26 protein-coding genes and 1 other annotated feature are annotated in these 24,921 nt (G+C 35.2%); of the genes, 6 read left to right on the forward strand and 20 right to left on the reverse strand.

The features are described 5' to 3' along the window. Window positions 1–224: 224 nt before the first annotated feature. Window positions 225–1,142, forward strand: coding sequence for a GIY-YIG nuclease family protein (locus BAU17_RS02460; RefSeq protein WP_161901234.1), 918 nt, complete (start codon window positions 225–227; stop codon window positions 1,140–1,142). Between the two features lie 11 nt (window positions 1,143–1,153). On the opposite strand, the gene BAU17_RS02465 is transcribed toward BAU17_RS02460, so the two are convergent. From BAU17_RS02465 to BAU17_RS02480, 4 genes are all read right to left on the reverse strand, one after another. Next, the gene (locus tag BAU17_RS02465) at window positions 1,154–1,384 is read right to left on the reverse strand and encodes a YkuJ family protein (protein ID WP_161901235.1); all 231 of its coding nucleotides are present in this window, start codon (window positions 1,382–1,384) and stop codon (window positions 1,154–1,156) included. An 86-nt stretch (window positions 1,385–1,470) separates the two neighbouring features. Further along, on the reverse strand, window positions 1,471–2,349 hold the full coding sequence (locus tag BAU17_RS02470) for an NAD(P)-dependent oxidoreductase (protein WP_161901236.1): 879 nt from the start codon (window positions 2,347–2,349) through the stop codon (window positions 1,471–1,473). Window positions 2,350–2,433: 84 nt separating this feature from the next. Beyond that, window positions 2,434–3,651 carry a glycosyltransferase family 4 protein gene (locus tag BAU17_RS02475; protein ID WP_161901237.1) on the reverse strand — a complete coding sequence of 406 codons (1,218 nt, stop codon included), beginning with the start codon at window positions 3,649–3,651 and terminating at the stop codon, window positions 2,434–2,436. 18 nt (window positions 3,652–3,669) lie between these two features. Then, entirely contained in the window at window positions 3,670–4,692 is a 1,023-nt protein-coding gene (locus BAU17_RS02480) for an LTA glycolipid anchor biosynthesis glycosyltransferase, IagA/BgsA family (protein WP_161901238.1), read from the reverse strand. 315 nt (window positions 4,693–5,007) lie between these two features. Here BAU17_RS02480 and BAU17_RS02485 point away from each other — a divergent pair, with 315 nt between their 5' ends. Beyond that, on the forward strand, window positions 5,008–5,163 hold the full coding sequence (locus BAU17_RS02485; RefSeq protein WP_161901239.1) for a hypothetical protein: 156 nt from the start codon (window positions 5,008–5,010) through the stop codon (window positions 5,161–5,163). A gap of 115 nt (window positions 5,164–5,278) precedes the next feature. On the opposite strand, the gene ptsP is transcribed toward BAU17_RS02485, so the two are convergent. From ptsP to BAU17_RS02500, 3 genes are all read right to left on the reverse strand, one after another. Then, a complete protein-coding gene (gene ptsP / locus BAU17_RS02490) occupies window positions 5,279–7,009 on the reverse strand; it encodes a phosphoenolpyruvate--protein phosphotransferase (RefSeq protein ID WP_161901240.1) in 1,731 nt (576 codons plus the stop codon). Then, a complete protein-coding gene (locus BAU17_RS02495; protein ID WP_161901241.1) occupies window positions 7,009–7,275 on the reverse strand; it encodes a phosphocarrier protein HPr in 267 nt (88 codons plus the stop codon). Before BAU17_RS02495 ends, ptsP begins: the two co-directional genes overlap by 1 nt. A 170-nt stretch (window positions 7,276–7,445) precedes the next feature. Beyond that, window positions 7,446–7,640, reverse strand: coding sequence for a hypothetical protein (locus BAU17_RS02500; protein ID WP_161901242.1), 195 nt, complete (start codon window positions 7,638–7,640; stop codon window positions 7,446–7,448). A 196-nt stretch (window positions 7,641–7,836) separates the two neighbouring features. Between BAU17_RS02500 and BAU17_RS02505 the strand changes: the two genes are divergently transcribed. Continuing rightward, the gene (locus BAU17_RS02505) at window positions 7,837–10,065 is read left to right on the forward strand and encodes an ATP-dependent Clp protease ATP-binding subunit (RefSeq protein ID WP_161901243.1); all 2,229 of its coding nucleotides are present in this window, start codon (window positions 7,837–7,839) and stop codon (window positions 10,063–10,065) included. 130 nt (window positions 10,066–10,195) lie between these two features. Beyond that, on the forward strand, window positions 10,196–10,495 hold the full coding sequence (locus BAU17_RS02510) for a DUF1827 family protein (protein WP_161901244.1): 300 nt from the start codon (window positions 10,196–10,198) through the stop codon (window positions 10,493–10,495). Window positions 10,496–10,635: 140 nt separating this feature from the next. Here BAU17_RS02510 and BAU17_RS02515 read toward each other — a convergent pair whose 3' ends face one another. The 12 genes from BAU17_RS02515 to BAU17_RS02570 form a co-directional block, all read right to left on the reverse strand. Further along, a complete protein-coding gene (locus BAU17_RS02515) occupies window positions 10,636–12,216 on the reverse strand; it encodes a peptide chain release factor 3 (protein ID WP_161901245.1) in 1,581 nt (526 codons plus the stop codon). 143 nt (window positions 12,217–12,359) lie between these two features. Then, the gene (locus BAU17_RS02520; RefSeq protein ID WP_161901246.1) at window positions 12,360–13,010 is read right to left on the reverse strand and encodes a bifunctional 4-hydroxy-2-oxoglutarate aldolase/2-dehydro-3-deoxy-phosphogluconate aldolase; all 651 of its coding nucleotides are present in this window, start codon (window positions 13,008–13,010) and stop codon (window positions 12,360–12,362) included. A 5-nt stretch (window positions 13,011–13,015) separates the two neighbouring features. Then, the gene (gene hxlB, locus BAU17_RS02525) at window positions 13,016–13,552 is read right to left on the reverse strand and encodes a 6-phospho-3-hexuloisomerase (protein ID WP_161901247.1); all 537 of its coding nucleotides are present in this window, start codon (window positions 13,550–13,552) and stop codon (window positions 13,016–13,018) included. After that, window positions 13,530–14,177: an orotidine 5'-phosphate decarboxylase / HUMPS family protein gene (locus tag BAU17_RS02530; protein WP_161901248.1), complete on the reverse strand. Its 648-nt coding sequence runs from the start codon at window positions 14,175–14,177 to the stop codon at window positions 13,530–13,532. The genes hxlB and BAU17_RS02530 overlap by 23 nt, the downstream gene beginning before the upstream one ends. After that, window positions 14,174–15,139 (reverse strand): sugar kinase, encoded by a 966-nt coding sequence (locus BAU17_RS02535; RefSeq protein ID WP_161901249.1) that lies wholly within the window; start codon window positions 15,137–15,139, stop codon window positions 14,174–14,176. Before BAU17_RS02535 ends, BAU17_RS02530 begins: the two co-directional genes overlap by 4 nt. A gap of 33 nt (window positions 15,140–15,172) precedes the next feature. Further along, entirely contained in the window at window positions 15,173–16,444 is a 1,272-nt protein-coding gene (locus tag BAU17_RS02540) for a gluconate:proton symporter (protein ID WP_161901250.1), read from the reverse strand. Window positions 16,445–16,455: 11 nt separating this feature from the next. Then, window positions 16,456–16,698, reverse strand: coding sequence for a hypothetical protein (locus BAU17_RS02545; protein ID WP_161901251.1), 243 nt, complete (start codon window positions 16,696–16,698; stop codon window positions 16,456–16,458). Next, a complete protein-coding gene (locus BAU17_RS02550; RefSeq protein WP_161901252.1) occupies window positions 16,698–17,435 on the reverse strand; it encodes a sugar phosphate isomerase/epimerase family protein in 738 nt (245 codons plus the stop codon). Before BAU17_RS02550 ends, BAU17_RS02545 begins: the two co-directional genes overlap by 1 nt. A 181-nt stretch (window positions 17,436–17,616) precedes the next feature. Next, window positions 17,617–18,606, reverse strand: a complete 990-nt coding sequence (locus BAU17_RS02555; protein ID WP_161901253.1) for a LacI family DNA-binding transcriptional regulator — start codon at window positions 18,604–18,606, stop codon at window positions 17,617–17,619. 102 nt (window positions 18,607–18,708) lie between these two features. Then, window positions 18,709–20,136, reverse strand: coding sequence for an MFS transporter (locus BAU17_RS02560; protein WP_161901254.1), 1,428 nt, complete (start codon window positions 20,134–20,136; stop codon window positions 18,709–18,711). Between the two features lie 73 nt (window positions 20,137–20,209). Beyond that, complete coding sequence (locus BAU17_RS02565; RefSeq protein ID WP_161901255.1) at window positions 20,210–21,583, reverse strand: hemolysin family protein; 1,374 nt, start codon at window positions 21,581–21,583, stop codon at window positions 20,210–20,212. A gap of 110 nt (window positions 21,584–21,693) precedes the next feature. After that, entirely contained in the window at window positions 21,694–22,821 is a 1,128-nt protein-coding gene (locus BAU17_RS02570) for an AI-2E family transporter (protein ID WP_161901256.1), read from the reverse strand. Window positions 22,822–22,929: 108 nt separating this feature from the next. Here BAU17_RS02570 and BAU17_RS02575 point away from each other — a divergent pair, with 108 nt between their 5' ends. Both BAU17_RS02575 and BAU17_RS02580 read left to right on the forward strand, forming a co-directional pair. Then, window positions 22,930–23,364: a GNAT family N-acetyltransferase gene (locus BAU17_RS02575; protein WP_161901257.1), complete on the forward strand. Its 435-nt coding sequence runs from the start codon at window positions 22,930–22,932 to the stop codon at window positions 23,362–23,364. Window positions 23,365–23,405: 41 nt separating this feature from the next. Beyond that, window positions 23,406–23,637, forward strand: a binding site (T-box leader). A 46-nt stretch (window positions 23,638–23,683) separates the two neighbouring features. Next, the gene (locus BAU17_RS02580) at window positions 23,684–23,848 is read left to right on the forward strand and encodes a hypothetical protein (protein ID WP_161901258.1); all 165 of its coding nucleotides are present in this window, start codon (window positions 23,684–23,686) and stop codon (window positions 23,846–23,848) included. Between the two features lie 297 nt (window positions 23,849–24,145). Here the strand turns inward: BAU17_RS02580 and BAU17_RS02585 are convergent, their stop codons facing one another. Beyond that, window positions 24,146–24,829, reverse strand: a complete 684-nt coding sequence (locus BAU17_RS02585; protein WP_161901259.1) for a hypothetical protein — start codon at window positions 24,827–24,829, stop codon at window positions 24,146–24,148. Window positions 24,830–24,921: the final 92 nt, after the last annotated feature.

The following is a 24,921-nucleotide window of genomic DNA, read 5'->3' on the forward strand; positions in this document are numbered from 1 at the left end:
TCTTTTGACTATCAAACTATAATTTAAAATCAAAAAAAATGCAACCCGCCAAATATACTTTGACTTTCAAACAATTTTACCATATTCTTCTATTTTTTGCATAAAAAAATCTGAACAAGCGTATTTTTCGGTTATTTTTTTAAATTTCTATTAAGTAAATTCGCTTTTTTCCTTATTTTCTGCTATCTTCAAGGAAATAGTTGTTGATTGAAAGGACGAGAATTTTGTATCCAAATAAAAAAATTGAAACTTTTGTTAAACAACTGCCTCATACGCCCGGCATCTACTTAATGAAAGATGCGCAAGATAAAATTATTTATGTTGGCAAAGCCAAAAATTTGCATCAACGTGTACGCTCTTATTTTCAAAAAAATACGCAACACTCAAAAAAAGTGCTGCGTATGGTCTTTAACATCGCAAATTTGGAAATCATTCAGGTTGATACTGAACTAGACGCCCTTTTATTGGAATGTAACTATATTCAAAAATATCATCCCTTGTATAATCGTCAGATGAATTTTTCTTTACGCTATAATTATGTCACAATTACTCAAGAGGGCATCTATTTGACTGAAGAGGCTACTGCTAATAGCTTAGGACCTTTCCGACTATACAAACGTCTCCCTGAAATTATTCGCTTGTTGAGTGAATTGTATCAACTTCCATGGATTAATCATATTACAATGCTTTCGTTAACCAAACAATTACCTGACATGCAATTGATTCCGCTAGAGCAACGCTTACAGGAAATCAACCAATTTTTCACCGGAGAAAATGCTTCGTATCGTGCATGGATGCTCCAAAGAATACACAGCCTTTCAGAAGCGATGCATTTTGAATTAGCACAAGCATTAGTAGCAGATTTAGAAATATTAGATTATTTTTTTAATCACACCCAAGCAATCAATCATTTTATTCATCAAAAAGAGATAATCTTTTCTTTACCAATTCAAAATCAACGTAAACATTATCAAATTTCTTATGGGCAAATCATTCATACAAAAATTTTACCAGAAAATGAGTTATTTATTCCTATAAGCCAGTACGCAACTCCCATCAAATTAACTAAAACTATACTTGACCCTTTATGGATTTTATTTAGTTACATTAAAAAGACGTCTAAAGAGGAAGTTCCTCTTTAGACGTCCTTTTACTATTGAATTAAATCGTAAATTTCCATTGCAACGATATCAACATTATCAAATTGATACGGCTGATTAGATTCAGCTTCCGTTAATTCAAAGGTCTCTGTCGAGTTGTCATAAGTGACTGTACATTTTTCAACGCCTTCTTTTTCAAAACGTCGTACTTGTACCTCGCTGTCTTGTGCTTCAATCATGGCCTCAAGACGTCTGATGATAGCGACTAATTGTGAACTTTTCATTCATAGTGCCTCCCTTTTTTCATTTCTGTTACATTGTATCAAATGACCGCGCCACATGCACCGTTTTTGCGAAATTTTTTTAAATTTTAAGGTTTTTGTCCATCTTGCCACCAAAGTTTAATTAAAGCTTGCGTACCATCATTTTCATATCCTTGTTTTTCTAATTTTTCATAAAGTTCTTCTGCCAATTTAGTGCTTGGTAGTTCGATTTTCATCTTTTTCGCTTCATCCAAGGCAATTTTTAAATCTTTAACAAAATGTTTAACGAAAAATCCCGGAGAGTAATCCTCTGCTAAAATTCGCGGACTATAATTAATCATTGACCAGTTTGAGGCACTACCACCAGCCAACGTATCTAAAATCTTATTTAAATCCAAGCCTGCTTGATTTGCATAAACCAACATTTCAGTCATCCCTGTCATTGTACCAGCAATCATAATTTGATTCGCCATTTTTGCATGTTGGCCTTTTCCAGCATCTCCATGTAACATATAGGTTTTCCCAAATTGTTCAAAGATTGGTAGAACAGTTTGATAGATGGTTTCCTCACCGCCAACCATAATAGTCAATGTCCCATTTTTCGCCCCTAAATCGCCTCCAGAAACCGGCGCATCTAAACTGCTTGCTCCTTTTTCTTTCGCTGTATGATAAATTTTAGTTGCTAAAGAAGGTGTGCTCGTTGTTAAATCAACCAAAATTTTCCCCGTTACATCTGCTGAAAAAATACCTTTTTCTGGTTGATAATAAGTTTCTTCTACGTCTTGAGGATAGCCCACCATCGTAAAAATCAATTCACTCGCTTCAGTAATTTCTTTAGGTGTTGCTTTCCAAGTAGCGCCTTTTGCGACAAGATCATCGGTTTTACTTTTTGTACGGTTAAAAACAAATAATTCATGCCCTGCGTTCATCAAATGATTCACTACTGCATGTCCCATGACACCAGTTCCAATAAATCCAATTTTCATTCTATTTCCTCCTAAAAAAAAATAAATATTCACGTTTTTAGTATACGCCAAAAACGTGAATATTTATAGGAATAATCGTTAGTTTCATTTAAAGTATCGTAATCGTGTTTTTAATTTTTCTACTGTGTCTTCAGAGTCTTTTCCTTGCAATTCTTCAAAATAAAGTAACATATCATGGTAAAATGCAAGCATTTTCTCACCAAAATTTTCAGCAGAAATTTCATACATTTTCTTTTCTAGCACCTCAGAATTTTTGGCAATGCCTTCTTGTACATATTGAATAAAGGCAGAAGCAAAATCATCATCTGTCGCAAACGTTTTCCCTAGAGAAGGATGGCTAATTAAATTATTCAAATAATCATTTCCCTCAACAATCATTTGGGTACCCGCTGCCATCGCTTCAGTATAGGTTAGGCCTTGTGTTTCGGAAGTAGAGGCGCTAACGAAATAATTTGCGGCTTGATAATACAACGCTACCTCTTCATTGGCTACTTCACCAACAAAACGAACATACTTATCTAATCCCAACTCATGAACCAATTCTTCCAATTCTTCTTTGTAAGGTCCTTTGCCAACAATCACTAACCGAACATTAGGTAATGCTTCAATCACTTCTGGTAAGCCATAAATAATAGCTTGGATATTTTTTTCATAAGAAATGCGGCTTAAAGATAATACCATCAGCTGATCGTCTTGCACATCTAAAGAATGGCGTAGCTCTTGTTTCATTGTCTCTGTAATATCAGGACGTTTAAACTTCTCTATCTCAATTCCAGTTGGAATAATTCGCATAGGACGAATAACCCCATAACTTTCTAGTTTTTCAATAACTCGTTCACTTGGGCATACCACGCCTGTCGAATGATTTGCAAACATTCGTGAAAAATATTTAACATGTACTGGGCGCAATACTTTTCCTTTAGCGATATAATGTAAGTAATCTTCATACATCGTATGATATGTATGAATCACAGGTATATGCATTTTTTTACCAACCATTTTCCCCAACATACCTGCACCAAATTCAGTATGTGTATGAATCAAGTCCAATTCTAATTCTTTCGCAATTAAATACGCATACCACATTCCGCGAACAACAATTCGACGATCTTTAAATGAAATAAACGGCACACTGGGCATACGAATAATCCGTTCTTCAAATTCTGATGCATGCGGATCAGTTGTTGTAAAGATATAAACTTCGTGCCCTTTATTTTCTAACTCTTCTTTTAATGTTTTAATTGATGTAGCAACACCACTCACTTGAGGAAAGTAAGTGTCTGTAAAGAAACCAATCTTCACAATATTCCCTCCAAACTGCTAATAGCCTTCTCTCTTTTCTGTCAGCACCGTTTGATATACTTTTTCTAACTCTAAACCAACATTTTCAATACTTTTTTCTTGTGCTACTAAGAAACCTGCTTCAGTTAAATCCGGAACTTTTTTATCAATAATAGCTGCAATCAGCTCCTGAAATTCGTCATTCGTCTGCCCCATATAAACGTTTTTATTCTTTTCTAACCAACCTTTATATACAGGAATATCTCGTACCAGTACATTCTGATGACTAGCTAACGCTTCTAACAAGACAATTCCTTCCGTTTCTTCATAAGAAGGGAAGAAAAACAAATCTGCATTTGAATAAGCTCCTTCAATAATTTCACCTTTGATATATCCTGGAAAAATAACATTGTCGGGATGATCTCCTTGTACCACTTGACGGATCTCTTTTGGTACTGCATACAATGGTGTATGACCAAACCAAATAAAGGTATATTGTGGGAACTTTCGCGCTACTTCTACAAAATCAAGCAGTCCTTTACGATGAAAATAAAGACCTACTGAAATAACTACTTTTTGTGAGTCCTCTAATTTAAAATATTCTCGAAATTTCTTTTCTTTTTCTTGATTAGGTTTGAAAGATGCTAAATCAATACCATTTGAAATAACACTAATCGGTTTTTCTATTCCATAACTTTCTAAAATCTCTTTGGCATATATCGTAGGCGCAATCAGACGATCTGCTTCAGAATACAATTTAATTAAATATTTTTTATAAAATGTAGCTACTTGATTTGATCCTACAAAGGAATTTTTAAAATCTTCTCCGTTTGAATGTGCGTGATAAATGACTTTCTTACCACGTTTTTTTGCCTGATTCACCATACTCAAACTGTTAATACCATAAGTGTTAATGTGTAAAATATCATAGTCTTCACAATTTGGATCTAACGTGTACTCGATTCCTACACTGGTTAATGCTTCTTTTTGATGTTCTAGTGCACGACCAATACCTGATTTTTTTATCAGCCGTTCGCTTTCAAAATAGATAAGAACTTTCAAGAAAGTCTCCTCCCTTGTCTTCAATTACAAATAGTATATCATAGCATACCTTGATAATACTCCAACCATAGTCTTAGTTTTGCAATAATTTAATTCCTATCACTGAGATTTCTTATTATTTCAAGTTTTTAATCCAATCACATGACAAAATTGTTCGTTAAAAAAGATGCTTACTGACTAGTAACTATTCTATCAAATTTTCAATTATCTGTGTACTAATGAAAAACATAACGTTCAAGTCAAAATATGCAACGTTTAAGTATATTTTGGTTTTTGACCACCAAATAGTGATATAAATAAACTAGGGGCGATTCGATGAATGATTATAAATTAATTTATGAAGTAGTCAACTTAGAAACCAGCGAAGTACACATCTTTGACAAACTCTATGATGCATTAGAATTAAAAAAATTATTAAACAGAAAATGTATTCACGCTATTATTGATTTCAAAAAAATCCCTTTAGTTTAACTGATGTATAAAACCAAGCAGCATTTAGTTTTTTTAATTAAAAAAAGGCACTACCCTCTCAGTTAATAACCAGAGGAGTAGCGCCTTTCATTATTTCAAATAAGAATTTAAAAACTTATTCACCAACGTATTCTTCAACTAACGCAACGACTTCTTCCATTGTGTCGCAATCTTTAAGCGCACGATTTGCAAGTTCTTGCATCTTAGTTGTGTCTAAACGTTTCATTAAGCTACGTGTTTTTAGAATAGAAGTTGCACTCATTGAGAACTCATCTAATCCAATACCCATTAATAATGGAACAGCCATTTGATCGCCGGCCATTTCGCCACACATACCTGCCCATTTACCTTCAGCATGTGCTGAGTCAACAACGTTTTTAATTAAACGTAAAATTGATGGGTTATATGGTTGATACAAGTAAGAAACTTGTTCGTTCATACGGTCTGCTGCCATTGTATATTGAATCAAGTCATTTGTTCCAATACTGAAGAAGTCTACTTCTTTTGCAAAACGGTCAGCTAAAACAGCTGCTGCAGGGATTTCAATCATAATACCTACTTGAATATCGTCTGCTACTGCAATGCCTTCATCCACTAATTTTTGACGTTCTTCTTCGTACATTTTCTTAGCAGCACGGAATTCCTTCAGTGTTGCTACCATTGGGAACATGATACGTAAATGTCCATGAACAGAAGCGCGTAATAATGCACGTAATTGTGTACGGAACATATCATCGCCAAGTTCAGATAAACTAATACGTAATGCACGGTAACCTAAGAATGGGTTCATTTCATGTGGTAATGTCAAGTAAGGTAACTCTTTATCCCCACCAATATCCATTGTACGGACAACAACTGGTTTACCATCCATGCCTTCCAATACAGCTTTATATGCATTGTATTGGTCTTCTTCAGTTGGAAAATCAGGTGAATCCATGTACAAGAATTCAGTACGGTAAAGACCTACTGCTTCTGCACCATTGTTATGAACACCAGTTAAATCTTTTGGTGTACCGATATTTGCAGCTAATTCAAAATGTTTACCATCAGCTGTCACAGTTTGGGCATTTTTTAATTTTTCCCATTCTGCTTTTTGAGCAGCAAAAGCTTCACCAGCTTTATGGAATTCTGCAGCTTGTTCGTCTGTAGGATTGACAATAACGTCCCCTTCAATACCGTTTACTGCTACAATATCGCCAGCTTTTACTTTATCAGTAATATCTTTTGTTCCAACGATTGCAGGAATCTCTAATGAGCGTGCCATAATCGCTGAATGAGAAGTACGTCCACCAATATTTGTTACAAATGCTTTAACGAAATTACGGTCTAACTGCGCTGTATCACTTGGTGTTAAGTCATGTGCAATAACAACCACTTCTTCATTAATCATAGACGGATTAGGTAATGTTACTTGTAGCAAGTGAGCTAAAATACGTTTTGCAACGTCGCGGATATCCGCAGCACGCTCTTGCATATACGCATTGTCTTCCATTGCTTCAAACATACCAATATACATGTCTGTAACTTCTTTTAATCCAGACTCAGCATTAACTTTATTATCTGAAATGTTTTGTTTGATTTGTCCAATCATTTCTGGGTCACTCAGAACCATTAAATGAGCGTCAAATACTTGTGCTTCTTCTTCGCCTAAAGCTTGGGCAGCTTTATCACGAATTTGTTGCAACTCCTCAGTTGATTTAGCTAATGCATCATCTAAACGTGCTTCTTCAGCAGATGTGTCTTCAACTGTAACTTTTTGGAAAGTCAAGTCAGGTTGAACTAAAAGATATGCCTTTGCAACTGCTACTCCATCACTCGCCGCAATTCCTTTAAGCATTTCAACCATTATTCAGACAATCCTTCCTTTTTCATTGTTTCAACGATTGCTGCAATTGCATCCGCTTCGTCTGCACCTTCAGCTGTAATAGTAACGTCAGAACCTTGGCCAACACCTAAAGACATAACGCCCATGATTGATTTAAGGTTAACTGATTTACCTTTGTACTCTAAATTAACATCAGAGTTAAATTTGCTCGCTGTTTGAACTAATAATGTAGCTGGACGTGCATGAATTCCTGTCTCAGCAATTACGTGAAAATCTTTCTTTTCCATATTATCAATCTCCTTCGTGATATATAAATTTTTGTGAGGGCTTACTTTTGTCAACTCCCATGAAACAAAACAGAATTAACGACCCTTTCAATTGTTAAGATTACCATTTTTTTGTTAGTTAGACAACCGTTTTCCTGAATTATTCCATCAATTCCTAATAAAATAGCATTTTATTTACGATCCGGTTGATAGCGATAAATAATTTTCCCGTTTAAATCAGCTTCACCCACTATTTGGACGCGCTGCGGATGCTCTTTCCAAACTTCTCGAAAGGTAAAAAAATCATCTCTTTCAACAACTATTTCTGGTATTTCTCCAGTCATTAATTGTTCAATTAATGATGTGTATGGATTTTCATCAACCATGTTCTCTCCTCCATTCTTTTACTGACTAAAGAAATTATATAGCTTTTCCTATAATCCGCAAGTATTCACTTTCTTTTTGATAGTTCAATTACTTGCACATCATCTAAAAAATTGTATAATAGAATCAAAGGTCAAAGTTGGTCAGTTGAAATTTCAACTTTTTCCTTTGAAACAAATTGAAAGGTCGTGAGACACTATGCTTTGCCAAAATTGTGGAAAAAATGAAGCAACTATTCATTTATATGCAAATGTAGCCGGACAAAGAAAACAAATTGATTATTGTCAAAGTTGTTATCAAAAAATCAAAGGACAAGGAAATCAAATGAGTGCCATGCAACAAGATCCGTTTGGTTTTGGTAGCTTAGATGATTTCTTCAGACAAATGTCTCAACAAATGCAACCAGGAAATTCAGCTTATAATCAAACACCACCTACACAAGCAGGTGGCAATCAAAATAATTTTAACGGGCAACAACCACCTACCAATAATGGTCAACAAGGTATTTTAGGTGAATATGGAATAAATATTACACAACAAGCACGTGATGGTGAGATTGATCCTGTTGTCGGACGTGATTCAGAAATCAAACGGGTCATTGAAATTTTAAATCGCCGAACAAAAAACAATCCAGTATTGATCGGTGAACCCGGTGTTGGTAAAACAGCCGTTGTTGAAGGATTAGCACAAAAAATCGTTGACGGCGATGTCCCACAAAAATTATTAAACAAAGAAGTCATCCGTTTAGATGTTGCTTCTTTAGTGCAAGGTACAGGAATTCGTGGGCAATTTGAAGAACGAATGCAAAAATTAATTCATGAAATTACAGCTGCTGAAAATGTTATTCTTTTCATAGATGAAGTTCACGAAATCGTTGGTGCAGGAAATGCTGGCGAGGGCAACCTTGATGCTGGAAATATTTTAAAACCCGCATTAGCGCGTGGCGAATTACAAATGGTCGGTGCAACAACCTTAGCTGAATATCGTGTCATCGAAAAAGATGCTGCTTTAGAACGTCGTATGCAGCCTGTACGTGTCGATGAACCTTCTGTCGAAGAAACCATTACCATTTTAAAAGGCTTGCAACCACGTTATGAAGACTATCATCATGTAAAATATACCGATGAAGCCATTCGTGCAGCTGCGGTCCTATCTAACCGTTACGTTCAAGATCGCTTCTTACCTGACAAAGCTATTGATTTATTGGATGAAGCTGGTTCAAAAGAAAACTTAACAATTCAATTCGTTGATCCAAAAGTCATCGATAAAAAATTAGCTGAAGCTCAACAACAAAAACAACAAGCATCTCAAGAAGAAGATTTTGAAAAAGCTGCTTACTATCGAGATCAAATCAATAAGTTCAAAAAAATGAAAGAACACCAAGTCAGTGATGAAGAAACACCAATCATTGATGAAAAAACAATGGAACAAATTGTGGAAGAACGTACAGGTATTCCAGTTGGTGAATTAAAAGAAAAAGAACAAACACAATTGAAAAATCTTGCGGATGATTTGAATGCTCACGTTATTGGACAGGAAGAAGCCATTAATAAAGTATCTAAAGCTATTCGCCGTAATCGTGTTGGTCTAAGCAAAAAGAATCGTCCGATTGGCTCATTCTTATTCGTAGGTCCAACAGGAGTCGGAAAAACAGAGCTTGCTAAACAATTAGCTTACGAAATGTTTGGCTCACAAGATTCAATGATTCGCTTTGACATGTCTGAATACATGGAAAAACACAGTATTTCGAAATTAATTGGTTCACCTCCTGGCTATGTTGGTTATGAAGAAGCGGGTCAATTAACAGAAAAAGTTCGCCGTAATCCATACAGCTTGATTCTATTGGATGAAATAGAAAAAGCCCATCCAGATGTCTTGCATATGTTCTTACAAATCTTGGACGATGGTCGGTTGACCGATGCTCAAGGTCGAACAGTGAGCTTCAAAGATACACTTATTATCATGACAAGTAATGCTGGATCTGGTAAAACCGAAGCCAATGTCGGTTTTGGTGCCTCTCGCGAAGGAATTACCAAATCAATCTTGAATCAATTGCACAATTACTTCACACCAGAATTCTTAAATCGTTTCGACGGTATTATTGAATTCCAACCATTAAGCAAAGAAAACTTATTAACAATTGTTTCCTTAATGCTTGATGAAGTCAATGATATGTTAGCAAATCAACATCTACACATTGACGTAACACAAGAAGTCAAAGAAAAGCTAGTTGAATTGGGATACAATCCTTCAATGGGCGCACGTCCATTACGACGCACCATTCAAGAACAAATCGAAGATGGTATCGCAGAATTCTATTTAGATCATCCACAAATCACTCAGTTAGAAGCAACTATGCAAGACGATAAAATTATTGTCCAAGCAGCGGATACAAGTGTTGTGGAGAATCCAGAACAAGAAAATTAAAATTAAAAAAAACTGAGAGTTACGAATCGTGGCTCTCAGTTTTTTTGCTCATTTCAAGTGCTATTTCTTTTCATTTTTCAAAAAAAATTTATAATTAATAGTAGAAGATATAAATTGAGGGGTGAAAAATATGAAATTAATCAATGTGACAAATAGCCACTCCAGATTAGTTTTACAGCAATTAGAAAACACTGATGCTGAAATGGTCAAGGTTTATACTGCAGGAGACACAACCGTCGTCTATACAGTAGCTCCACTTCACAATGAAATTTTAATGGTTAATAATAAACGAAATATTTTGCCACAAGAGATTGAAACAATTAAAGACTACTTCTTAAAAAAAAGTACAGCTAAATCATTAGACACAGCTAATATGTCCACAATCACTAATGATAATTTTGTGGAAATTTCAATTCCTAAAGCTATTTAATTAATTGAAAACACCGTAAAGCAAGTTAAGTAAGTTGACTTGTTCTATGGTGTTTTTGATTTCCAAAAATAGAACTACTCGCTGTCTAGCTATACAAAAAGCCCTCTTTCAACAAAAGAGGACTAATATACGTATCACTATTACATCAACGTTTTCAACTTCACATCTGGATATTTATCCGCAAACCAACGTTCCGCAAATTGATTTTCAAATAAGAATAATGGTTGGTCGAAACGGTCTTTGGCTAAGATGTTACGGCTTGAACTCATTTTTTCATCTAAATCTTCTGGTTCAATCCAACGAGCAATCTTATGGCCCATTGGTGTCATAATTACTTCTGAATTGTATTCATTTAACATCCGATGTTGGAATACTTCAAATTGTAGTTGACCGACTGCACCGATAATATATTCATCAGTTAAATAGGTTTTATACAATTGGATAGCACCTTCTTGAACTAATTGATAAATACCTTTATGGAAAGATTTTTGTTTCATCACATTTTTAGCAGTGACTTTCATAAATAATTCTGGTGTAAATGATGGTAGCTCTTCGTAAGCTACTTTTAATTTTCCTTCATATAATGTATCGCCAATTTGATAATTCCCTGTATCATAAACCCCAATAATATCGCCAGCTACTGCTTCTTGTACATTTTCACGTGCATCAGCCATAAACTGTGTGACATTACTTAATTTCATTTTTTTACCTGTACGTTCAAGGGTTACATCCATTCCTCGTTCAAAAGTTCCTGAACAAATACGGACAAATGCAATACGGTCACGATGAGCGGGATTCATATTCGCTTGGATTTTAAAAACAAAGCCTGAAAACTCTTCTTCATACGGACTTACTGTTTGATCATCCATTGTTTTGTGACCATATGGTGCTGGTGCAAATTGTAAAAATGTTTCTAAGAATGTTTGGACACCAAAATTAGTTAAAGCTGAACCAAAGAAGACTGGTGTTTGATTCCCGTGTGCAATTTTTTCAGTATCAAATTCATCGCCAGCTTCTTTTAACAATTCTACTTCTTCTAAAACTTGTGTATAGATACTTTTTTCTGTCAATGGATGGCTAGCAGGGATTTCTCCATTGTCATCTAATGGAATTAAACGTTCACCGTCATAATTTTCTGGTCGATATAATTCTACTCGATTGTTATGAATATCATAAAGACCTTCCATTCCTTTCCCCATACCAATTGGCCAGTTCATCGGATAAGATTCAATATCTAATAATTCCTCTAATTCTTCTAATAAATCTAATGGTTCACGGCCATCACGGTCTAATTTATTAATAAATGTGAAAATCGGAATACCACGACGTTTAACAACTTGGAAAAGTTTTTTCGTCTGTGCTTCAATCCCTTTAGCACTATCAATAACCATCACGGCACTATCGACAGCCATCAATGTTCGGTAGGTATCTTCTGAGAAATCCTCATGTCCTGGGGTATCCAAGATATTGACACGTTTCCCTTCGTAATCAAATTGCATGACAGAACTCGTTACCGAAATCCCACGTTGTTTCTCAATTTCCATCCAGTCAGATTTAGCGAAATTGCCTGTTTTTTTCCCTTTAACTGTTCCTGCTTGGCGAATCGCACCACCAAATAGCAATAATTGCTCGGTAATTGTCGTTTTTCCGGCATCCGGATGGGAAATAATTGCAAATGAACGGCGACTATCTACTTGTTGTTTTAAATTTGGATTATTCATTGTATGTGCACTATTAAAAAATAGTTACTCCTTTCAAACTCATGTTGAATACTTCATCGTATTCACGAACTTTTTTAGTATACCATGAATTGGTCAGTTGAAAAAGAGTCTGCAACCATCGCTGCAAACTCTTTTTTAATTTTTTATTTTAAATGAATAACTTCTTGATATCGTTGGTAATATTGTTGAGCTAAAACCGTCATTTTATCAAAATCACCATTTTTAGCGGGCGCTAATAAATTACCACCGACACCAACTGCAATGCTTCCTGCTTCAAACCATTCATGTAGGTTTTCTAGACTGACGCCACCTGTAGGCATAATTTCTATTGTTGGCAATGGTCCACGGAAAGCTTTAATGGCGCTCGGTCCTGAAAGGTTCCCCGGAAATAACTTAATAATATCTGCACCATAACTCAATGCTGTCTTTATTTCAGTGATTGTCATACATCCAGGTAAATAAGGCACTTGATATAAATTGCATAATTTTGCTGTCTCTTTGTCAAAGCACGGACTAACAATAAATTGAGCACCCGCACTAATTGCAATTCGAGCTGTGACAGCATCTAAAACGGTCCCCGCTCCAATCACAATTTCCGGATGATTTTGATACTGTTGTTGTAAGTCATAAATGACTGTTTCTGCTTGCGGAACAGTAAATGTGACTTCTATTCCTTGAATACCTCCTGCAAGAATTGCTTGACTACTTTTGATTGCTTCAGCAGAAGTTTCTCCTCGAATTACGGCTACAATACCTGCATGCGCGATTTTATTGAGTATTTCTACTTTTTTCATCTCATTCACTCCACATTCACATGTTCTTGTAAAGCATCAGCATTAGACGTCTCATCTCTCTGTGCCAATTTTAATGTTAAAATATCTAAAGTAATATGCACGGTTTGGTCGAATAAAGTTGATAACAATTGGATAGATTTTAACCCTGCACCTGTTTTCGTTGCTCCGGGGATAATAATCACTCGGTCAGCAAGTTTTGCTAACGGAGAAGATACATCACTTGTCAGCACAATCACATCTAAGCCTAGGTTTCTTGCAGTTTCTGTATCTGCTAAAATACCTTTCGTTGTCCCTGAACCAGAAATAGCTACCCAAGTGTCTCCTTTCTGAATAGATGGTGTAATGGTCTCTCCCATCACGTAGTCCTGATAACCAATGTGCATTAAACGCATTGCAAATCCTTTTGCTTGAAAGCCACTACGACCAGCACCAGTTATAAAAATACGTTTTTCTTTTTTAAAAAAAGGTAACGCCGCTTCAATTTCTTCTTCGCTTACTAATTTCATTACTTCATTTATTTCATTCATAACTGACTGTATCATCGCTTTTAATCTCCTTCATAAATCGTTTAACTGCTTTATCTACGGAAGAAGCTTTTGTAATTTTTGAACCAACAATGACAACTTCCACTAAATCTTGTTGTGCTAGAGCAGTAGCTTGGCTTAAATCTATCCCGCCTGCAATAGCCAAACGTTTAATTTGTGGAAATTTTTCATGAAACAAAGCTACACTTGAAATGGCATCTTGCTTTGTTTCTCTATCAACTGAATGATGTATCGCATAGATTGCTTCAGGAAAATCAAGTATTTGTTGGATTTTTTCATCTGGAATTTCCAATAGGTCAATCATCATCGTCTTATTGTATCGCTGGCTAACTTCATAACATGCTTGTAAGGTATCGTAGGAAGCTGCTCCCATTACCGTTATAATATCAGCACCAAATGTATATCCTTGATTAAATTCATATGCACCCTCATCTATTGTTTTACTATCGACTAATAATGCACTCTTCTTTAAAACATGTCTTAATTTTTCAATTGCTACGTTGCCATAATCTTTAACTAAAGAAGTCCCCATCTCTACGATATCAACACGTCCATCTAATTGCGATGCTAAAGCACAGGCTTCTTCTAAGGTCACTCGATCAATAGCGGCTTGTAATTTCATGATACGGACACCCCATTCTCTGCTAAAAATTTTGCTAATTCTTCAGGTGTTGGATAACCATCATTATCTCCAGGAGATTGTACTGCTAAAGCACCAATAGCATTTGCTCGAAGTACAGCAGCTTCTAAGTTTTCGCCCTCGATTAATGCCGTAATTAAACCAGCTGCAAAACCATCACCAGCTCCCACAGTATCAACTACTTCCTCTACATGAAATCCTGGAACTGTAAATGAAGAACCGTCTTTTTGTTTCACATAAGCGCCTTCCGCACCTAATTTCACGACTACAGTTTTCGTTTTGGAACTATTATTTAAATAAAAATCAGCAATTTCTTCTGGTTGGCGACTTCCCATTAAGATTTCCCCTTCATTAATACCAGGTAAAATAATATCCGCATGTGTTGCCAACTCATTAATTGTCGTAACCATTTCTTTTTGACTTGCCCAAAGTTGAGGGCGTAAATTAGGGTCAAATGTCGTTTGAATATTATTTTGCTCCAATAATTCAACAAAATAGCGAAAAGCTTTTAATGCTTCCATAGAAATCGCTGGGAAAATTCCTGATAAATGTGCCAATTTGACCTCAGAAAAATCAATGTTATCTAAATTTTTGACATTAAAATGGGAAGCAGCGGATCCTTTCCTAAAATAAAAGATACTAGGATCTCCTTGACTCACACGGTCTTTTAATTGAAAAGCGGTCCAATAATCTGCAGTCGTATCAATATAATCAGTGCCAATCCGATTTTCATGGAGCTGATCGACAATAAATTCACCAAATGGGTCCTTCCCTAAGCGGGTAATATATTGCGTACTATGTCCCAATCGAGAAACGCCAACAGTCACATTAACTTCTGCACCTGCTAAAAATTTTTGAAAATGGGCTGCTTCTTTTAAACTTTTATCAATTTCTTCTGATCCAAATAAAGCGATAGGTTCGCCTATTGTTAAAAATTCACTCATTCTTCATTCTCCTTCTCTTATAAGACGACTTATTTATAATAGATATAATGCTGCAATTAAATTCAAAACTGTAGCGCCCCACGCCCAAGGAATCCCTGTCGATAGGAAAGTTTTTGTATCTAATCGCGCATATTGAACTGCCCATAAGTTCCAAGATTGTGTAATACAAGCTGATACACCCATCATGGAAGGCACAACTAATAAACCATATAAAAAGTATTGATCAAATTTTCCTGTTCCAACTAAAACTGCTGCCGCTGCTGCCCCAGCACCATATAACATCAATGGTCCTCTGAAAAACGAAAGTGGTGCCAGAATCGCAATAATAATGACCATCACTAATTTGCTACTTGGAATAATTTGTTGGAATACCTCAGTAAAGCCTGACATCGCATGAACAGCAGCTGATTGGAACATCGTCAAAACAAATAACATGATTAATAAACCAGAAATATCACTAATTGCATGTGTTGCTGTTTCATTCATCATTTTGACAAATCGTGGATACGATTTCATATTACCAGTCGCTAAAAAGGCAATAATTGTAGAAAGTAAAAGTGCCGGTACAGCATCCCATTTTGCAAAAATACTCAAAGCAACGGGTAATACTGGTAGTATATATGTCCAAATAGGTACTTCTTGAATGACCTCATCTGAATCTGATGCCACAATTTCTGGTGTACCATTCTTTATTTTTTTTGCATTGAAAATAATAAAGAGTAACACAATAATCATTTGTACAATCATCGCTACAAAGCCAAAACGTTGATAGTGCGCGTCCCAAGAAACTTCTGGGAAAAATACTTGAAATTGAACAAACAAAACGTTATTCACATACATCGCAGCCCCGATAGACATTGTAAACACACTGACAGCAATTGGCTTAGGTACACCAATGGAAAACATAATCGGAAATAAAATCACACCAACAGCAATCGCAGAACCAACACCATAAGAACTAGTGAAAATCAAAGCGATGACAAGGGCAATCAATACAGTGGCTAACACGGGATTTTTCTTCCCGACTTTTTCTGTGCGTCGGCTAATACTTCCAGCAATTCCTGTATCAACTAACACACGCCCGAACCATGATCCAAAAATGATATAGGATGCGGTCTTTCCATAATTCAATACTGGATCTGTAAAAATTTCTTTAATTGCTTGATTAAAAGGAACTAAACCAATAATTGTCCATAGAACAGCCATGATAAAAAATCCGACTGTTAAATTACCGCCTTTCATTGCATATAAAACAAATACAACAAAAGTAATCGCTAACAAAATTCCTGTAATTGCTCCACCCATGTTATAGCCTCCTAATATTGATTTAATTCACTTAAAATTCGTTGGTACGCAGAGATTGGTCGTTGGTGGTCTTCTTCAAAAAATGTATTTTCTAAATGATTGAAGCGTTGTGCTAAATAATAAGCAGTTAAATAGGCTGCCAAGGATTCTTTTGCAGCTTTTTCCATCTCAACTTTTTCTCCATTGTGTTGGAGACTATTCATAAATTGATAAGCAAATTTTTCTGGATCAATTTTTGTTTGATTTTCTACCACTACGACCACTCCTCTAATTTTTGTTTTGCTTGGAAAATTTCTTTGTTACTAGTTGTCGGATACTCAATCGCAACTGGTATATCCATTGGCAATTGTGATAAGATTTTTCGCCACTCAATTTCGCCTTTATCTAAAGCAACTGCTTGGGGTTTACCGTCTTGATAGCACACATCTTTTACATGGATATAACGTACGTAATCACCTAGTTTTTCTACAGCATCTTGTTCATTTTCTCCAACAAATCGCCAATTCCCTAAATCATAGACATAACCAATTGACAATTGTTTTTCACTAACCTTTTCCATAAATTGATAAATAGGTTGAATCGTTCCAGAGCCTTGTGTTTGATCATTTTCTACATTAATCTGAATACCATGATTCGTTAATTCTTCTAAATCATCGAGTGAAGAGCTCTCTTGGAAGTCACCGATATTCCACTTGATATGTCTAACACCCATCTCTTTTGCTTCTTCCAAGTAACTTTGTAAGCAATCATTGACTTTTCCTTCAACAAATACCTCATCAGGTACACTATAAAAAAGTTCGATACCTAAATCATTTGCTCGTTGCTGAATAACGTGTTTTTCTTGAGATAAATTTTTAAAATATTCTCTTCTAATCTCAACTTTTTCAAAACCTAAATCGCTTGCCTCTTGTAATAAATCAGCTTGTAATGCTCCATTTTCGATTTTTTCAGCAAATACTAATAAATTTAACACAATATTGTCTTTCTTCATAAACACTGTCCTTTCAATTAGTTAACCGGTTTCTATAAACAAATAGTAAACCGGTTTCCTAAAAATGTCAACGCTTACTTTAATTAAAAACAAAAACAATTCTAAAATTAAAGAGAACGACGCCTTTGGAAACCGATTTCCAAAGGCGCCGTTTCAAAAATTTTTTTATAAAATAACAAAACTAAACAGAGTATCTCCATTGTACTTTTGAAGGAACAATTACTTCTGCAGGTAGCTCATTGCCAAGTGTTAAAAAATGAATGATTTCCTCAGCAGCAACTTCTCCAATTTGTTGGGATTGTTGCTCTATACTGGTGATACCTGGACCGACTAGCGCTGTTAAGTTCCAATCATCAAAACCTGTAACTCCTATTTGTTCTGGTATATTAATCTTTTCTTCAATTAGAATAGTCAATAATTCCATTAATACCCGACCATTAGAAGCAAACAATAAATGGTAATTAGTATCCGCAACTAACTCTAGGACTTTAGCTTTCATATTTGTTGTCTGCTCAACTTCTAAAAGCTGATGTGCTTTTCCCATCTTTTCTGTCATTTGCTTGACTGTTTGATATCGGATTTCTCTTGTCATCACATCTTGTAAAGGTTCACTCACTACAACGACATCATGATAATTTTTTTGTAGCGCTTTTTCTAAAATTTCTTTGACTGTTTCTTCATTATTTGTCGTAACTAAAGGCCAGATTGCAGGTTCTGTTTGACGATCAACTAACAAAAGTGGGATATGATATTCTTGAATAAATTGATAGTTCTCAGCATTTCTTGAGGAAGGCTGTAAAATAATAGCTTCTACTCCTTGATCAATCAGTTTTTCCAATAATTCATGTTCTTGCTTCACAGAATTAGCTGCATCCATAATAATCATTTGGTATTGATTTTTTTCTAAGATCGTTCCAATTCCCTTTAACAATAAGGATGAATACATGTTAGAGATATCAGCTACCACAACCCCAATCAGATAACTTCGTTTAGATTTCAAAGCCTGTGCTTGTCGATTAGGTCGATAATTTAAAGTTGCAATGACTGAGGCGATACGTTCTTTGGTTTCCTGCGACATATTACCATACTGACCATTTAAGAAACGAGAGATTGTCGTTTTCGAAACGCCTGCCTGTTCAGCAACTTGACTGATGGTTACTTTTTTTTTCATTCTTTTGCTCCTTTGTTTTACTTCATTTTAGCGGAAGAACTTCTTTTTGAGAAGTAACGTTTAAAAAAAGAAGGCACTTTATTCAAAGTCCCTTCTTCTCCTTCAAAATTTGTTGCTCTTACGAATACGCCAAATACTTAAACCTAATGAAAACAAACATAATAACAACGAACCTAAGAATGTAATACGCATCCCATCAATAAAGACATCTGGTCGATTGTTAATATAAGTGGTTACTCGCTCACCCACGCTTTGACTCATTGCTGCATATAAAACAGTTGTTGATAGCGCAATCCCGATAACCATTCCTAAATTACGAGCAAAAGCATTCATACTGCTAGCAACACCAAGGTCTTCTTTCGCTACGCTACTCATCACCATCATATTGTTTGGCGATTGGAATAACGAATTTCCTAATCCCATAATCGCTGTAGCCAACACATAATACCAAATAGGTGTGGAAACATCCATGAACATATACATTAATTGCGTAATTGAAAGCATCGTTAAACCTGTTAAGACTAATTTTCCTGGCCCAATCTTATCTGTTAAATAGCCACTAAGCGGAGAACCAACAACCATAACTAATGGAAAAATCATCATCAACATCCCTGCTTGACTAGGATCCAGTCCTCTTGCTTTTTGCAAATAAAATGGAATCACAACATTGACAAAAAAATTCGATGAAAAGATAACTAAGGCACTAATTAAACTTAAAGTAAAAATTTTATTTTTAAAAATAGCAAAAGCAATCATTGGTACACGTACTTTTTTCTCAATTAAAATAAATGCAACAAACGAAAGAATCGCTAAAACAAATAAGCTAATCGGCAACGCATGGATAAAACCTTCTTCTTGCCCTAAGAAAATTGCACCAAAGAACGTAATGATAAACATTGCGAAACTAATAAAACCTAATTTATCGACTTTTTGCTTCGTCATTGTAATATCTTTTGGTAAAAATTTCAGTCCTGCAATCATCGTGATAATTCCGACTGGCACATTAATCCAAAAAATATATGGCCAAGAAAATTGAGATAAAATAATCCCACCCAATCCTGGTCCTGCAATTGAACCTAATGAGACGAAAGCACCAATTGAACCTAAAGCACGACCACGTTCATTCATGGGAAATACTTCCGTAATAATTCCTGAATTAGTTGCCATCGTCATACTTGCACCAATCGCTTGTACTACCCGGGCAAATAATAAAAATAAAAGAGAATGATTAAACCCACACAATAATGATCCAAAAGTAAAGATCAGTGTTCCTATTTGATAAACTTTAATTTTTCCAATACTGTCACCGATTTTTCCAAATAATAGCAAACATGCGCAAACAATCATTAAATAAATCGAGACAATCCATTCTGCTTGGTTCATTGGTACATTCATATCTTTAGACATCGTTGGCAAAGCAATGTTCACAATACTACCGTCTAAGGTAGACATAAACGTAAACATCGAGACAGAAATTAAAATCCACCAACGATTCTTTTGTACATTCGGATCCATTTGATAACTATTCATTTATTTATCCACTCCTTTAAAATTATTTCATGAAAAAAAGCCTATGATTGTAATCATAGACTTCTATTCATGACTATCGTCTTGGTTCGTCTTCTTCAAAATCTTTACGGAAGAATCGTCTTTCTTCTTCAGGCTCAATATCTACAACTTCTTCATGAAAAATTGCTCGAAGTTTCAATACCCGTGTACCTTCCATTTCTTCCGAAGACAAGGTGACATTGTCTATGTTAAACGAAAGCTTCTCTTCTTGATCAGGAATTGTACCTAAAGCGGTAATAAAATACCCCGCCATCGTATCAACATCTGACATATGAAGATTCATATGAAACAGCTCATTGAAATCATCAATTAGCATACGTCCATGAATAATGTATTCTGTATCAGAAATTTTTTCGTACAGTTCTTCAATTTCATCAGATTCATCATCAATTTCGCCAACAATTTCCTCTAGTAAATCTTCTAGTGTCACCAGACCAACAACACCACCATACTCATCTAAAAGAACGGCCATTTGATTTTGTGTTTTCTTCAGTTCATATAGTAAATCATCGATAAACACTGTTTCTGGAACAAATAAAGGTTCTTGTAACAAAGATTTTAAATTCAGATTTTCAAAGCCAACTTGATACGCACTTTTTAACAATGTTTTTGTATGCAAAATACCAATGACTTTATCTCGATCTTCGTTATAGACTGGAATACGAGAGAAACTTTCTGATAAAATTTTCTCCATATTTTCTTTTACTTCATCATGAATATCTATCATAAACGCATCCGTACGGGGAACCATTACTTCTCTGGCTACTTTCGTGTCCAAAGAAAAAATCCCTTGTAGCATCTCTAATTCATCATCTTCTAATACCCCTTCAGTTTCCATCATGTAACGCAACTCATCACGAGTCATTTTGGAATCGGCATCATCAAAAGTCATCGGGGTCAATTTAGAAAGCAAATTGGTTGAAGCAGATAATAACCAAACAAATGGTTTAGCGACAACACCAATCATTCGAATAGTACCTGAAGTGAATTTGGCTACTTCCTCGGGTTTGTTTAAAGCAATTCGCTTTGGATATAATTCTCCAAAAACAATTGAAACGTATGTTAAAATTGCTAAAACAATCACACTAGCTAAACTTTTTGCCGCAGCCCCACCACCTAATAACGGTGCCAAATAACTGGATAGGCTATCGGCTAACGAAGCCCCTGACAAAATATTAACCAAAGTAATTCCGACTTGGATTGTTGATAGAAAATTCGTTGGATTTTCTAAAATTTTTAATAGTTTTTGAGATTTAGTATCTCCTTCTTCTGCCTTTTGCTCCACACGACTTTTATTAATCGATACAAGCGAAAGTTCTGATGCTGCAAGAAACGCATTCACCAGTGTTAGAATAACTAACAGCAAAATTTGCGCTAAAAGCGACTGACTCTCGGGGTCAGCATTCATAGTTGCATTCTCTCCTTATTTTTTAACAATTTTTATTGAAAAAAAAGCGTGGCAACCGCCACGCTAAAATGTTATCACAAAGGCGTTTTCTTTGCAATAGAAATCAATCGTTAACCTAAAAATTGCCCTTGATTTCGTTTTACTTTGTCTTCGCGAATCACTTGAACTACAAAAAGGACAAGTGTACGGCAAATCGCATAAAATGGTACCCCTAGGAAAATACCTAGTAACCCAGCAATATTTCCAGCTACAAGTAAAACAATAATAATAGTTAATGGATGAATAGCCAAGCTTTTGCCAATGACATTTGGATAAATAATATTTCCGTCTAACTGTTGAACCACTAAAACAACGACACAACATAGCAAGGCTTTAATCGGATCATTAAAGATAGTTACAAAGACTGCTGGCAACAAGCCTAAATAGGGTCCTAAATAAGGAATCAAATTAGTTACCCCTGCTATCATTCCAAACAAGAAGGCATAATCGACGCCTAAAATCCAATAACCTAAGAAAGTAAATGTTGCAACGAACACACATTCAATTGCTTGTCCACTAATATAGTTCGACAACGTTTTGTTCATTTGATTTAATAACTCTTTGACTTGTTCACGACGTCGTTCAGGAATAACTTTCTCAATATTTGGTACGATTTTATCACCGTCTTTTAACATATAAAATAAAATAAATGGTGCTGTAACTAACGTCATCGTTGCTGAAGCAATTGTTCCAACAATTGAGCCCAAACTACTTGAGAGACCGCCTAAAAATTGTTGGATAATTGACCCATAAGATAGATTCATTTTCTCCAATTGATCCATTAAATCAATTTGTTGCGACATATTTTTAAATAAATCGCTGTCGCTTATTTCTACTACCCATTCTTCCACTTGTTTTGCAAAGCTTGGGATACTTTCAGCCAATTGACTTAATTGAATCACTAAATTTGGAATGATGCTACTAAACATTAGCACTAATGCGATTATCAACAGTAAAAAGACGATGGCAATAGCAAAGATTCGTTTGATTTTTAACCGCTTTGTCAATAATTCCACAATTGGATTTAATAAATAAAATAAAAACCCTGCAATCAATACTGGTGCAAATAATGTGGTAAAAAATGTAGCAACTGGTTGGAAAATAAATCCAATTTTTGTCAGTACTAGTACGAGTGTTGCAATAATTAATAATTCAATAGACCAAAATAAGAGTTTTGATTGTTTTATTTTTTCATACACGCTACTTCCCTCCTTCATGGGCTTTATTATATGCTATTTACAGAAAAAAATCTTCTTTCACTATTCATTATAGTAAAAAAAAGCTATACTTAAAATGAGGTGAGTACATTGTTTATCGCACATACAAAAGATACGATGAGTACAATTTATTTGGATGCCGTCAAAATTCGTCAACAAGTGTTTGTTAACGAACAACAAGTTCCTTATGAATTAGAAGTGGATGCTTATGAAGCCTATACCATCCATTTTGTTTTATACCAAGCGCTAGAAACTCCGGTTGCAACAGTTCGTTTACTTCCGTTAGAAGATGGAAAAGTAAAAGTTCAGCGCATGGCCGTTCTAAAAGAATTTCGTTCACAAGGTTTTGGGAAAGCAATCATGAAAGAAGCGGAAAAATTTGCAGCAGAACAAGGCTTTCAACAAATCGTCCTTGGTGCGCAACTAACGGCTATTCCATTTTATGAACAACTGGGTTACCAAATAGTTGGCGAAGAGTTTTTAGATGCTGGCATTGCCCATTTAATGATGGAAAAACCCTTGTAATGATTATCATCCTCTGTTAAACTAGAAAAAATCTTAATCTTACCAACGCATTTGAAAAAGAAAAGTAGTTTCTGGCTGTATCAAAGAGAGTCTACGCTTGCTGAAAGTAGATATACAAAGAGAAAACGAAACAAGTCTTTTAGCTTTTATACGGATTGAATTGATGTATAAACGTTCGCCTACGTTATCAGGCTAGGTATTGTTAGATACCGAAATAGAGGAAGGACTAGTTCTTCCATCAGGATGGTACCGTGGTTTTTAATCGCTCCTAAGAATGTTATTCTTAGGGGCTTTTTTGTATTTAAAAAGGAGGAATTGGATGAAAAAACGAGCATTTTTATTGTTAACGAGTATCGGCTTAGCAAACGTTGGGGAATGGATTTATTTTATTGGTTTGAATATGATGATTTTAAATGCTGGCAATAGCGCATTTGCTGTCGGCTTATTATACATTATTCGTCCGATTGTCTTTCCCGTCGGATAGAATCGGACAATTAATAACCTCCTTTAGTGTGTTTAACTCGTCCGTTGAAATGTTGCTCATCGCGGTAGTTAGTGGTTTGGCAAGTCTGATTGATATTCGTATAACTTTAATTGTTACAGAATACTTGATGATTATGATTGTCGGATACATTGCTTATTTAGCAGTGGAATTGGATATTTTGGATAAATAAAAAAAACCGTTTTCACGGGTTTTAATTTTGTTATTGTATATCTTTTTCGACTCAAAAAAATACGAATGATAATCATACAAGACAATAATTTTGTAACAAAATTATTATTATTTTCGAACATATTCCAGCATTGTGTCACGATTTTCCATCTCTACATTTCCAGCAAAATTTCTAGTAGCTAGGGAAACTGTCCCTTGTTTATTATAAAATAAGTAGTATTCATCTTTGTCAAATATCGGCAACGTGTTATTTACATCTTCAAAGCTATCAAATGAATGCAATGTAAGGCGTGTGTTCACTTTCACTGTTCGTTTATTTTCATCAGACCCGATTCCTCCAAAGAGAGTAATCTCCTTAGTAGGAATAGTATCAATGGAAACAATATACATTGTTGAGTGGTTTTCAGATATACCCTTTTCTGGTTGAGAATCTTGTATATAAAGAGCTCTCTCTGTAACATATATTATAGCTTGATCTAAAGTAATTTTATTAGGGATATTTATTCCTTCAGCAACAAATTCTGTATGTTTCACGGAAATTGGATATGCCCCTCCTTTATCTTCAACAGCTGCTAAATCATCAACGTTAACTGCATATGGGAATGGATTCGCTTCTTCACTACTTTGACTGTCTAATACAATTGAACTATCAATTGTTTGTTTGGAAACATTTGATGTATCATTTACATTCGTTTCACTTGGTATAGATTGTTGAAGGGGTGACTCATTGCTTCTGTTAGAACAGGCGCCCAACATCATCCCTACTAGGAATAATACACAAATTTTTTTCACTTTTGTTTCCTCCTTTATTAAACGCACTATACTCTCATTATCACACTTCAAGTAAATACTAGTCAAATTTAATTTCTACACAAAAAGAAACT

Source organism: Candidatus Enterococcus willemsii (genome assembly GCF_009933335.1).
Lineage (GTDB): Bacteria > Bacillota > Bacilli > Lactobacillales > Enterococcaceae > Enterococcus_F > Enterococcus_F willemsii.

What these genes read in the sequence shown, in the direction of transcription:
- BAU17_RS02565 (WP_161901255.1), bottom strand. Translation starts at nt 21,583, where the DNA reads ATGAATGCTGACCCCGAGAGTCAGTCGCTTTTAGCGCAAATTTTGCTG.
- BAU17_RS02470 (WP_161901236.1), bottom strand. Translation starts at nt 2,349, where the DNA reads ATGAAAATTGGATTTATTGGAACTGGTGTCATGGGACATGCAGTAGTG.
- BAU17_RS02555 (WP_161901253.1), bottom strand. Translation starts at nt 18,606, where the DNA reads ATGAAAAAAAAAGTAACCATCAGTCAAGTTGCTGAACAGGCAGGCGTT.
- BAU17_RS02515 (WP_161901245.1), bottom strand. Translation starts at nt 12,216, where the DNA reads ATGAATAATCCAAATTTAAAACAACAAGTAGATAGTCGCCGTTCATTT.
- BAU17_RS02560 (WP_161901254.1), bottom strand. Translation starts at nt 20,136, where the DNA reads ATGAATAGTTATCAAATGGATCCGAATGTACAAAAGAATCGTTGGTGG.
- BAU17_RS02580 (WP_161901258.1), top strand. Translation starts at nt 23,684, where the DNA reads ATGAAAAAACGAGCATTTTTATTGTTAACGAGTATCGGCTTAGCAAAC.
- BAU17_RS02500 (WP_161901242.1), bottom strand. Translation starts at nt 7,640, where the DNA reads ATGGTTGATGAAAATCCATACACATCATTAATTGAACAATTAATGACT.
- BAU17_RS02550 (WP_161901252.1), bottom strand. Translation starts at nt 17,435, where the DNA reads ATGAAGAAAGACAATATTGTGTTAAATTTATTAGTATTTGCTGAAAAA.
- hxlB (WP_161901247.1), bottom strand. Translation starts at nt 13,552, where the DNA reads ATGATACAGTCAGTTATGAATGAAATAAATGAAGTAATGAAATTAGTA.
- BAU17_RS02505 (WP_161901243.1), top strand. Translation starts at nt 7,837, where the DNA reads ATGCTTTGCCAAAATTGTGGAAAAAATGAAGCAACTATTCATTTATAT.
- BAU17_RS02520 (WP_161901246.1), bottom strand. Translation starts at nt 13,010, where the DNA reads ATGAAAAAAGTAGAAATACTCAATAAAATCGCGCATGCAGGTATTGTA.
- BAU17_RS02510 (WP_161901244.1), top strand. Translation starts at nt 10,196, where the DNA reads ATGAAATTAATCAATGTGACAAATAGCCACTCCAGATTAGTTTTACAG.
- BAU17_RS02540 (WP_161901250.1), bottom strand. Translation starts at nt 16,444, where the DNA reads ATGGGTGGAGCAATTACAGGAATTTTGTTAGCGATTACTTTTGTTGTA.
- BAU17_RS02485 (WP_161901239.1), top strand. Translation starts at nt 5,008, where the DNA reads ATGAATGATTATAAATTAATTTATGAAGTAGTCAACTTAGAAACCAGC.
- BAU17_RS02535 (WP_161901249.1), bottom strand. Translation starts at nt 15,139, where the DNA reads ATGAGTGAATTTTTAACAATAGGCGAACCTATCGCTTTATTTGGATCA.
- BAU17_RS02465 (WP_161901235.1), bottom strand. Translation starts at nt 1,384, where the DNA reads ATGAAAAGTTCACAATTAGTCGCTATCATCAGACGTCTTGAGGCCATG.
- BAU17_RS02530 (WP_161901248.1), bottom strand. Translation starts at nt 14,177, where the DNA reads ATGAAATTACAAGCCGCTATTGATCGAGTGACCTTAGAAGAAGCCTGT.
- ptsP (WP_161901240.1), bottom strand. Translation starts at nt 7,009, where the DNA reads ATGGTTGAAATGCTTAAAGGAATTGCGGCGAGTGATGGAGTAGCAGTT.
- BAU17_RS02495 (WP_161901241.1), bottom strand. Translation starts at nt 7,275, where the DNA reads ATGGAAAAGAAAGATTTTCACGTAATTGCTGAGACAGGAATTCATGCA.